The sequence below is a fragment of the Streptomyces mesophilus genome (assembly GCF_011044995.1).
In the GTDB taxonomy this organism is placed as follows: domain Bacteria; phylum Actinomycetota; class Actinomycetes; order Streptomycetales; family Streptomycetaceae; genus Streptomyces; species Streptomyces mesophilus.
In genome coordinates, this window is sequence record NZ_JAAKZW010000073.1 from 23,074 (window position 1) to 33,370 (window position 10,297).

A 10,297-nucleotide genomic window follows, 5' to 3' on the forward strand; every position below is an offset into this window, starting at 1 on the left:
CTCCCGGGACGAGTGGAACTTGCGAGCGGCTCGCGTATCTCTCGGTCTTCTCGATGTCATGGATGACTCGATGTCCGATGTACGCCTTCACCGCGCCGGGCTGGACACGCCACGGCCTTACCCCATCCTACGTGGGACACGGGGTGGCGGCCTCCGCGGGTGCCTTGTAGTGGGCCTGACCTGCGGCGTCAGTCCGTTCCGGACCCATTCTTCGGGCTTGCGAGGCGGCGGAGCGGCTGTCCGGTGACCCGTGCGACGGTTTCGAAGTCGTCGTCGAGGTGCAGGAGCGTCAGGCCTTGCAGTTCCGCGGTCGCGGCAACGATCAGGTCGACGGGCCCCGGCCCTCTGTGCTCGCCACGCCGGGTCAGCTCGCCCTGCACGTCCCACGCCCTGGAGTAGGCGCGGTCGTCGACGGGGGCGAAAGGAAACAGCGCGCGAACCGTGTCCAGGTGCTGCTCGCGGTCACGGGCCGAACGCGCAGAGTAGAAGAACTCGAGCTCGGTGACCGGGCAGATCGCCACCAGGCCCGCCCCCAGGGCCTGGTCCCATCCGTATGACGGGCCGTCACGGCCGAGCAGCCGGACGAGAGCGGAGGTGTCGACGAGATACTTTGCCGCGTTCACCTGCGGTAGTTCCTCTTGTCCCCGAGCAGTTCGAGGTCGAACGCACCCTCGGCCGCGGCCTCACGCAGCCGCGTCAGGGCCAGAGCGCGCCGGTGGATCTCCAGTATTTCGGCGAGCGCGGTGTTGACCGTTTCCTTCTTGGACTTGGTCCCCAAGGTCTTGGCGACCTGGTCGAGCAGCTCGTCGTCGATGTCGATCACGGTACGGGCCATCGCACACCTCCAGGCGCATTCGCGTATATCAACGATACCGCGCTTGATGCATAAGGGGTGGGGGCGCGGTGGCGCAGGAGGAAGGGCGGGGCGCGGTGGCCAGGAGGCAGGAGTGGGGCGCGGTGCGCAGGAGCAGGCGTGCAGGTCACCTGGGTCAATGGTCGGAAACGACCTTGCCCGCCGGCGGGACCGGCGGGCAAGGGACTTGAGGATCTTCTGAGCTAGGTGATCTTCACCTTCACACCGGGCTCACGCGGACGTCACTTCTTCGCGGGCGCCGCCGACTTCAGGAAGCCGATGTCCTCGTAGGACGGGGACTCGAAGCCGAAGGCGCCGGTGTTGGCGAGGCCCGGGCGGACGGCCACCAGCTGGGGGCGCTGGTAGAGCGGGATCGAGCCCGCCGCGGCCCAGATCCGGGCGTCGGCCTTCTTGACCAGGTCACGCGCCTTGCCCTCGTCGAGCTCGGCGAGCGCCTGGTCGAAGAGCTGGTCGATGTGGTCGGTGCCGACCCGGGTGTAGTTCTGCTCGACGTTCAGGGAGCCGTCGGCGGCCGGCTCCGGCTTGGCGAAGATCGGGCGCGCGTCGGTGGCCGGGTAGGCCGAGCCGGGCCAGGAGTACAGCGCCATGTCGTACTGGCCGGAGGCGATGTGGTCCTTGAAGTAGCTGTCGTCGGGGACCTTGGTGAGCTCGGTGCGGATACCGATCTTCTGCAGCATCCGCTGGATCCGCTCGCCGACCGCGCGCAGCGGCTCCGAGCCCGGGCCCGAAGGCAGCACGAACTTCAGGTTGAGCGCCTCGCCGTCCTTGGCGAGCGGGCCGCCGGCCGGCTTGGGGGCGGCGGTGCCCTTCGGGGCGTACGCGCCCTGGGCGCCGCCTCGGTGCGCGTCCTTCTTGCTGCGCTCCTCCTCGCGCTTGGCCTTCGCCTCGGGCTGGTTGTCGGCGCGGACCTCGTAGTCCTTGTCGGCGCGGGGCTTTCCGTCCTCCTCGCCGACGATGTACGTGCCGTCCTCGTCGGCTGCGGCCTTCTTCTTGTCGGCCTTGCTGCCCGCGGTCTTGATCGGACCGCCCTGCACCCAGCCCGCGTCGGCGAGCAGCGCGCGGGCCTCGGCGGTGTCCTGGTCGCCGATCGCCCCGCTGCTGTCGGAGTACGCGTCCTGGCCGGCGAGCGCGACATGGCTGCCGACCGGGTTCACGGGCAGACCGAGCGGCTTGAGGACGATGCGCGCCAGCTCCTCGCGGTCCAGGGCGCGGGCCACGGCGCGGCGTACGCGCTCGTCGGCGAGCGGGCCGCCGGAGCCGTTCAGCGCGAGCTGCGTGTAGGCCGGTTCGAGGGATTTGCGGACCACGAAACCGCGCAGGCCCTGCTGTTCCTTCGTGTACTTCTTGATCGCCTTGTGGGTCTTCTCGACGGACGCGGCCATCGCTTCGGCGCGTTCCTCGTTCTCCGGGTCGTTGGCGATCACCCAGGACTTGAGCGCCTTGGCCGGGGTGAGCTCGGCGCCCGGGCCGTGCGCGAGCGGGCCCTTGGCGCCGGAGTCGCGGGCGGCCAGTGCGATGCGCTCGGCCTCGGCAGGGGTGACCTCGGCGATGTCCAGCTCGCCGACGGCCAGGGCCGCGGCGCGCTCCTCGCGGGGGACGGACTTGAGGACCATCCGCTCCAGCTTCGCGGGCCTGCCCCACCAGCGCGGGTTGCGGGTCAGGGTGAGCTCGCCGGCCTTGCGGTCGATCTCCGCGATACGGAACGGTCCTGCCGTCGACTTGAGCGTCTTGCGGGCGCCGTCGTTGAAGGAGTCCGGGGTGCCCATGACGTCCTTGGGGTACAGCGGCGAGAACAGCGAGCGCCAGTCCGTGTACGGCTTGGCGAAGGTGACCCGCACCTCGAGGTTGTTGGCGCCCTTCTCGATCTTCTCGATCCGGTCGTATCCCGCGTTGCGCGCGGTCCAGAACGCGGAGTCCTCACCGGACAGGGCGCGCCATTGGGCGGCGAAGTCGGCGGCGCCGATCTCGCGGCCGTCGCTCCACACCGCCTGCTGGTTCAGCTTGTACAGGACGACCTGCTTGGGCTCGCGCTCGACGATCTCGGCGCTCTCCAGGTAGTCCGCGTTGCGTACCGCGCGGCCGCGCTTGTCGAGTTCGTACATCGACGGCAGGACGGCACCGGCGATCCGGGAGGTCGCCGGATCGGCGTCGGACTGGAAGGAGTTGAAGGTCTCGGGCAGGGCGTCCACGGCCCAGGTGGCCTTGCCCCCGTCGGTGATCAGATCACGCTCGGCGGCCGCGATGTCCTGTGCGGCCGAGGGTGCGCCGCCGGAGTCGTCGGTGCTGCCGCACGCGGCGAGCGACGGCAGTGCGAGCACGCCCGCGACGAGGTAGGCCGTCGCCCGCACTGCGGGGCGGACGCCGGGGGCGGCGGGATCGCGTGGGGGCATGGCGTGGAACCTCCGGGGTCGCCCGGCCACCGCGCTTCCCTGGGAGGTGCCGGGTTTGTTCACGTCTGGGGGTATTGAGTGCTGATCACACGGATACGGCCCCACTGAACGGGATCGCCCTCAGGCGGCGCGGGAGACACGGCGGCAGGCGCCGCCAACCCCACCCGTGCGGCCCAATCCGGCCGCGGGCCGTTGCTCATGAGCCCCCATGGGCTCTCGTACGGGGGAATCCGCGCAGATCCCTTCACAATCCGGGATGTGACGCGCGACACTCGCAGGCGCACGATCCATGGGATCCCCGCTGTATCAAGCGGAAGTGGAGGGCAACTCATGTCCCTGCACGACGATTTGACGGCCGTTCAGCGCTGTCTCGACGATCTGGTGCGCTCGGTCGGAAGACTGGAGCAGCACGTCGGGTCCGCCCTGGACATCCGCCGGGTGCGCACGGACGCCGATCACCTGCGCGACAGTGTCGCGCTGCTCAAGGAAGCCGCACCGACGCTGCGCGCCGAGGCCGACAAGAAACGGCCCGACATGGTCAGCATCCCCGACACCCCGTACGACCGTTCCTTGTGGACCGATTCCGACGACGAGGGTCTGGGCGCCCGCGACCGCCGCGCCCCCTGACCCCCGGCCCCGGCTCCGGCTGCCGACAAGCCGTACCGACTGGAGACCCCGTTGGCCACTGGCACAGATCCTCACACCTCTAGGAAGTTGAGCCATAGCGAGGGCGGGGTGCGCGGCGCGGGCCGCGCCGCCATCGCCGCCCCGCATCTGCGCACCGACCGCTGGTGGCTGCAGCCCGCGGGGACCGCCGCCGGGCTGTTCGCCTTCATCGTGTACTCGACCTGGCGCGCCTTCGCGAATGCGGACTACTACGCGGCGCCCTACGTCTCACCGTTCTACTCGCCCTGTCTCGCCGAGAACTGCGAGCCCATGAAGGGCGGTCCCAACTGGGAGATCTTCGGCAGCTGGTGGGGTCTGTCGCCCGCGCTCCTGATCCTGATCTTCCCGCTGGGCTTCCGGCTCACCTGCTACTACTACCGCAAGGCCTACTACCGCGGCTTCTGGGCCTCTCCCCCGGCCTGCGCGGTGGCCGAGCCGCACAAGAAGTACAGCGGCGAGACCAAGTTCCCGCTGGTCTTCCAGAACATGCACCGCTACTTCTTCTACGCGGCGGTGCCGGTGGCGGGCATCCTGACGTACGACACCGTCCTGGCCTTCCGCGACGAGAATTACGAGTGGGGGCATATGGGCCTCGGCACCCTCGTGTTCCTCGTCAACATCGTGCTGATCTGGGCGTACACCCTGTCCTGCCACTCGTGCCGGCACATCGTCGGGGGCAAGCTCAAGCACTTCTCCAAGCACCCTGTGCGCTACAGGACGTGGCAGTGGATCGGGAAGCTGAATGCCCGTCACATGCTGCTGGCCTGGGCCTCGTTGATCAGTGTGGCCCTCGCGGATCTCTACGTGTATCTGGTCGCCAGCGGTGCCTTCGACGATCCGCGATTCTTCTGATGTCCGGGGCCTTCTGATGGCGAGGTGCGTGCGATGACTACGGTGGAGCGGCAGCAGTGGGACGTCGTCGTGGTGGGGGCCGGCGGGGCCGGCCTGCGGGCGGCGATCGAGGCGCGGGAGCAGGGTGCGCGGACGGCGGTGATCTGCAAGTCGCTGTTCGGCAAGGCCCATACGGTGATGGCCGAGGGCGGGATCGCCGCCTCGATGGGCAATGTGAACGACGGCGACAACTGGCAGGTGCACTTCCGCGACACCATGCGCGGCGGCAAGTTCCTCAACCAGTGGCGGATGGCCGAACTGCACGCCCAGGAGGCACCCGACCGCGTATGGGAGCTGGAGACCTGGGGTGCGCTCTTCGACCGGACGCGGGACGGGAAGATCTCGCAGCGCAACTTCGGCGGGCACGAGTACCCGCGGCTCGCGCATGTCGGTGACCGCACAGGTCTCGAGCTGATCCGGACGCTGCAGCAGAAGATCGTGTCGCTGCAGCAGGAGGACTTCAAGGAACACGGCGACTACGAGGCCGGGTTGAAGGTATTCCAGGAGTGCACCACCACACGGATCCTCAAGGACGACGTGGACGGGAAGGTCGCCGGGATCTTCTCGTACGAGCGGGAGTCCGGGCGCTTCTTCGTGATCGAGGCGCCGACCGTGATCCTCGCGACGGGCGGGATCGGCAAGTCCTTCAAGGTGACGTCCAACTCGTGGGAGTACACGGGCGACGGGCACGCGCTCGCGCTGCTCGCGGGCGCCCCGCTGCTGAACATGGAGTTCGTGCAGTTCCACCCGACGGGCATGGTCTGGCCGCCGTCGGTGAAGGGGATCCTCGTCACCGAGTCCGTACGCGGTGACGGCGGGGTGCTCAGGAACTCCGAGGGCAAGCGGTTCATGTTCGACTACATCCCGGACGTCTTCAAGGAGAAGTACGCGGAGTCCGAGGAGGAGGGCGACCGCTGGTACGAGGATCCGGACCGCAACCGCCGACCGCCCGAGCTGCTCCCCCGCGACGAGGTCGCCCGGGCGATCAACTCCGAGGTCAAGGCGGGGCGCGGGTCGCCGCACGGCGGGGTGTTCCTCGATGTGTCGACGCGTATGCCGGCCGATGTCATCCGGCGCCGGCTGCCGTCCATGTACCACCAGTTCAAGGAGCTGGCGGACGTGGACATCACGGCCGAGGCGATGGAGGTCGGGCCGACCTGCCACTACGTGATGGGCGGGATCGCCGTCGAGTCCGATACGGCGGCGGCGCTCGGCGTTCCCGGGCTCTTCGCGGCCGGTGAGGTCGCGGGCGGGATGCACGGCTCGAACCGGCTCGGCGGCAACTCGCTCTCCGATCTGCTCGTGTTCGGGCGGCGGGCCGGGCTGCACGCGGCCAAGTACGCGGCGGGGCTCGGCGCGGAGCGGCCGGTGATCGAGGACTCCCAGATCGACCTCGCGGCCGCCGAGGCGCTGCGGCCGTTCTCGGCCGAGGGCCCCGACGAGACGCTCACCGAGGAGGGACCGCTGCCCTCGACGGCGCGGCCCGCGGAGAACCCGTACACCCTGCATCAGGAACTGCAGCAGGCGATGAACGACCTCGTGGGGATCATCCGGCGCGAGGAGGAGATGGCGACCGCGCTGAAGCGGCTCGCGGATCTGCGGGTACGGGCGCGGCGGGCCGGGGTCGAGGGGCACCGGCAGTTCAACCCCGGCTGGCATCTCGCCCTCGACATGCGGAACATGCTGCTCGTCAGCGAGTGCATCGCGCGCTCCGCCCTGGAGCGCACCGAGAGCCGCGGCGGTCACACCCGCGAGGACTACCCGGGCATGGACCGCGGCTGGCGGAAGGTCAATCTGCTGTCCCAACTGGCCGATCCCACCGGTGGGTTGGCGGCCACGGATCCGGTACGCGGCCAGATCCGCCTCGTACGCAAGGAGACCGAACCCATCCGACCGGACCTGCTCGCGCTGTTCGAGAAGGAAGAGCTGGTCAAGTACCTCGCCGAAGAGGAGCTCTACGAATGAGCACGGCTGCATCGACCTCGTACGAGGCGCACTTCAAGGTCTGGCGCGGGGACACCGACGGCGGCGGGCTCGAGGACTTCAAGGTCGAGGTCAACGACGGTGAGGTGGTGCTCGACATCATCCACCGCCTGCAGGCCACCCAGGCACCCGATCTCGCGGTGCGCTGGAACTGCAAGGCCGGCAAGTGCGGGTCCTGTTCCGCGGAGATCAACGGGCGGCCGCGGCTGCTCTGCATGACGCGGATGTCGACGTTCTCGCGCGAGGAGACGCTCACCGTCACGCCGCTGCGGGCCTTCCCCGTCGTACGGGATCTCGTGACCGACGTGGGCTTCAACTACACCAAGGCCCGCGAGGTGCCCGCCTTCGTACCGCCGCAGGGGCTCGGGCCCGGTGAGTACCGGATGATGCAGGAGGACGTGGACCGCTCGCAGGAGTTCCGCAAGTGCATCGAGTGCTTCCTGTGCCAGGACACCTGCCATGTGGTGCGTGACCACGAGGAGAACAAGAGCGCCTTCGCCGGGCCGCGGTTCCTGATGCGGGTGGCCGAGCTCGATATGCATCCGCTGGACTCGGCCGCCGAGTCGGGGCTCGAGCGCAAGAAGACGGCGCAGGACGAGCACGGGCTCGGCTACTGCAATATCACCAAGTGCTGCACCGAGGTCTGCCCCGAGGGCATCAAGATCACGGACAACGCGCTGATCCCGCTGAAGGAGCGGGCGGTGGACCGCAAGTACGACCCCCTCGTATGGCTGGGGAACAAGATCCGGCGGCGCCCGGGGGCCTGAGAACGCAGGACCCCGGCGGCCGCACCCTTCGGTGCGGCCGCCGGGGTCTTCGCCGTCGCGTCAGGCAGCCAGCTTGTTCTGGCAGGTGACCAGGCGGGTCTTCGCGGTGCTGAGCAGCCGGTGGGTCTTCTTGCGGTCCTGGGCCAGCTCCTCGTCGGGCTCGAACCCGCGCCACTTGTTGTAGGCGGCGCGCTCCTTGTCCCGGGCCTTCGCCAGGTCCTTGCGCAGGTCCTCGCGCTTCTCGATGAGCTTCGTGTACTCCGCGCTCTCCGGGTCCGCGTAGCGGAGGTTCTCCTCCACGTCGCCGATCGAGTCCATGATCCAGTCGACCTCGCCGGTGGCGTCCACCACCGCGTCGTACAGGGCGTCGGACTTCGCCTGCTCCGCCGCGAACCGCTCGTCGAGCTTGTCCGCGCTCTCCTGGTGGCGGTTGACCGTCTTCTGGTAGGCGTTGCAGTTCTTGGGCTTCGGGGCCGCGTCCGCGTGGGCGAGCGACGCGGGCAGGACGAGAGCGAGGAAGGACGCGGCGACGACGGCTGCGCGGATGCCGTGACGGTGGGCCATGAAGAGAACCTCTCAGGGCGATAGGGGTGGGGGCCGCGGGCATCCATGCCACCGCCCGCCCCGCACCTCACGGCGGGAGGGGTGACTTCATGCGGATGGGTCCCGGACACCAGCCGGGCGCGCCACAACCCGGGAGCAGGCCCGGTCGCGACCCCGCATAACCGGACATACGCTCACGTATGTGACGCCATCCCGTGATCGCTCGCTGCCTCACATAGCCGCGCGGGCGGTGCTCGCCGCGCTCCTCGTGGTGGTGCTGCCGCTCCTCATGACCGGCCACGCCCGGGCCGAGGGCCCGGTCACGCTGTCACGGACCGGGCAGATCACCGACAAGGTGGGTGCGCTCGGGGACCGGAAGACCGAGGTCGCGCAGACTCTCGACAAGCTCTATGACGACGACGGGATCCAGCTCTTCGTCGCGTACGTACGGGACTTCTCCGGGCAGTCCGCGAAGTCCTGGGCGAACAGCACGGCCGAGCGCAACGGGCTCGGCCTCGACGACATCCTGCTCGCGGTCGCCACGCACGACCGCCAGTACGCGTACTCGGTCGACCAGGACTCGCGGCTCAGCGAGGCCCAGCTGCAGCAGGTCGCCACCACGGCGGTCGAGCCCGCGCTCAAGCAGAACGACTGGGCGGGCGCCGCGATCGGCGCGGCCCGCGGCTATGAAGCGGTGCTCGCGGGGCAGCCGGTCCCGACTCCGGCGATCACCCCGGGCGAGCCCGATCCGGGCGCCGCCGAGGACCACGGTCCGGCGACCGGGGATCTGGTGCTTCCGGTGGTCGCGGTCGGCAGCGCGGGCGCGCTGGCGGCGTACGCGTACACGCGGAGCAAGCGGAAGAGGAACGGCGGCGGCGGGAACGGGTCGCCCGCCGGCTGGTCGCAGGGCCCCGCGCCCACCCCGCTGCCGGACCTCGACAAGCAGGCCAGGCTGCTGCTCGTGCAGACCGATGACGCCGTACGGACCTCCACCGAGGAACTCGGCTTCGCCGCCGCCCAGTTCGGGGACGACGCGGTCAAGCGCTTCCAGGACGCGGTGACGTACGCGAAGGGCGAGCTGACCTCCGCCTTCAAGCTGCGCCAGCAGCTCGACGACGCGTTTCCCGAGGACGACGCGACCAAGCGGCGGATGCTGGACGAGATCGTCTCGCGCTGCAGCGAGGCCAACCGGCGCCTTGACGCCGAGACCGCGGACTTCGACCGGCTGCGCGCCCTCGAACAGAACGCGCCCGAGGCGCTGACGCTGGCCGAGGGGACGTTCCGCGAGGTCAGCGCGCGGACCACGGCGGCCGCCGGGACGTATACGACGCTGACGACGCGCTACGCGGATTCCGCGTCCGCGCCCGTGAGCGGGCATATCGAGGAGGCCAAGGAGCGGCTGCTCTTCGCGACCGGCACCCTCAACCAGGCACGGCAGGCCGTGGACGCCGGCGAGAACGGTCCGGCCGCGGTGTATCTGCGGGCCGCCGAGGGCGCCGTCGACCAGGCGGGCACGCTGGTGGACGCGGTGGACCGGCTCGCCGCGGAGCTCGGTCAGGCCGAGGCGAAGCTGCCGGGCGCGCTGACCGAGACGCAGACCGATCTGGCCGATGCGCGCGGGCTGCTGCAGGGCACCACGACCGGAACGTCGACGGCCGATCTGCAGGGCCGGATCGCCCGCGCGGAGACCGTGCTCCAGGACGTACGCGCTGTGGTGGCCGGCGGGCGCTACGACCCGATCGACGCCCTGCGGCGGATCGAGGAGGCCGATGCCGCGCTCGACGAGGCCCTGTCCGGGGCGCGCGAGCGCGAGGTCGCCGATCAGCGGGCGCGCGGGCTGCTCGACCAGACGCTGCTGACCGCCCGCAGCGCGGTGGGCGCCGCCGCCGACTACATCACCACGCACCGCGGCGGTGTGGGCAGCGAGGCCCGCACCCGCCTCGCGGAGGCCCAGCGGCATCTGGCCGCCGCCGACGCGCTGGCCGCCACGGACGCCTCGGGTGCGCTGGCCCGGGCCCAGCAGGCCGACTCCATGGCACGCCAGGCGCAGCAGCTGGCCGAGCGCGATGTGGGGTCCTTCGACCCGTACGGCGGGCAGATGGCCGGCCGGTCCCGCTCCGGCGGGACGGGCGGTGCGGTGCTCGGCGGGATCATCCTCGGCGAGGTGCTCGGCGGGATGGGGC

At 70.2% G+C, this 10,297-nt stretch carries 9 protein-coding genes; 5 read left to right on the forward strand and 4 right to left on the reverse strand.

What is annotated here, in order from left to right; genetic code table 11:
* Positions 1-188: 188 nt before the first annotated feature.
* From G6045_RS18865 to G6045_RS18875, 3 genes are all read right to left on the reverse strand, one after another.
* On the reverse strand, positions 189-623 hold the full coding sequence (locus tag G6045_RS18865; RefSeq protein WP_165333162.1) for a PIN domain nuclease: 435 nt from the start codon (positions 621-623) through the stop codon (positions 189-191).
* Positions 620-835 carry a type II toxin-antitoxin system VapB family antitoxin gene (locus G6045_RS18870; protein ID WP_165333163.1) on the reverse strand — a complete coding sequence of 72 codons (216 nt, stop codon included), beginning with the start codon at positions 833-835 and terminating at the stop codon, positions 620-622. The genes G6045_RS18865 and G6045_RS18870 overlap by 4 nt, the downstream gene beginning before the upstream one ends.
* A 260-nt stretch (positions 836-1,095) precedes the next feature.
* A complete protein-coding gene (locus G6045_RS18875) occupies positions 1,096-3,264 on the reverse strand; it encodes an ABC transporter family substrate-binding protein (protein ID WP_165333164.1) in 2,169 nt (722 codons plus the stop codon).
* A gap of 330 nt (positions 3,265-3,594) precedes the next feature.
* Here G6045_RS18875 and G6045_RS18880 point away from each other — a divergent pair, with 330 nt between their 5' ends.
* The 4 genes from G6045_RS18880 to G6045_RS18895 are packed head-to-tail and all read left to right on the forward strand — an operon-like array spanning position 3,595 to position 7,571.
* Complete coding sequence (locus G6045_RS18880; RefSeq protein ID WP_165333165.1) at positions 3,595-3,891, forward strand: hypothetical protein; 297 nt, start codon at positions 3,595-3,597, stop codon at positions 3,889-3,891.
* 51 nt (positions 3,892-3,942) lie between these two features.
* Positions 3,943-4,782 carry a hypothetical protein gene (locus G6045_RS18885; RefSeq protein WP_165333166.1) on the forward strand — a complete coding sequence of 280 codons (840 nt, stop codon included), beginning with the start codon at positions 3,943-3,945 and terminating at the stop codon, positions 4,780-4,782.
* A 33-nt stretch (positions 4,783-4,815) separates the two neighbouring features.
* Positions 4,816-6,786, forward strand: a complete 1,971-nt coding sequence (locus G6045_RS18890; RefSeq protein ID WP_165333167.1) for a fumarate reductase/succinate dehydrogenase flavoprotein subunit — start codon at positions 4,816-4,818, stop codon at positions 6,784-6,786.
* Positions 6,783-7,571, forward strand: coding sequence for a succinate dehydrogenase/fumarate reductase iron-sulfur subunit (locus G6045_RS18895; protein ID WP_165333168.1), 789 nt, complete (start codon positions 6,783-6,785; stop codon positions 7,569-7,571). Before G6045_RS18890 ends, G6045_RS18895 begins: the two co-directional genes overlap by 4 nt.
* Positions 7,572-7,631: 60 nt before the next feature.
* Here G6045_RS18895 and G6045_RS18900 read toward each other — a convergent pair whose 3' ends face one another.
* Positions 7,632-8,135, reverse strand: a complete 504-nt coding sequence (locus G6045_RS18900; protein WP_165333169.1) for a hypothetical protein — start codon at positions 8,133-8,135, stop codon at positions 7,632-7,634.
* Positions 8,136-8,403: 268 nt separating this feature from the next.
* Here G6045_RS18900 and G6045_RS18905 point away from each other — a divergent pair.
* On the forward strand, positions 8,404-10,297 hold a 1,894-nt coding region (locus G6045_RS18905; protein ID WP_206343902.1), incomplete at its 3' end, for a TPM domain-containing protein.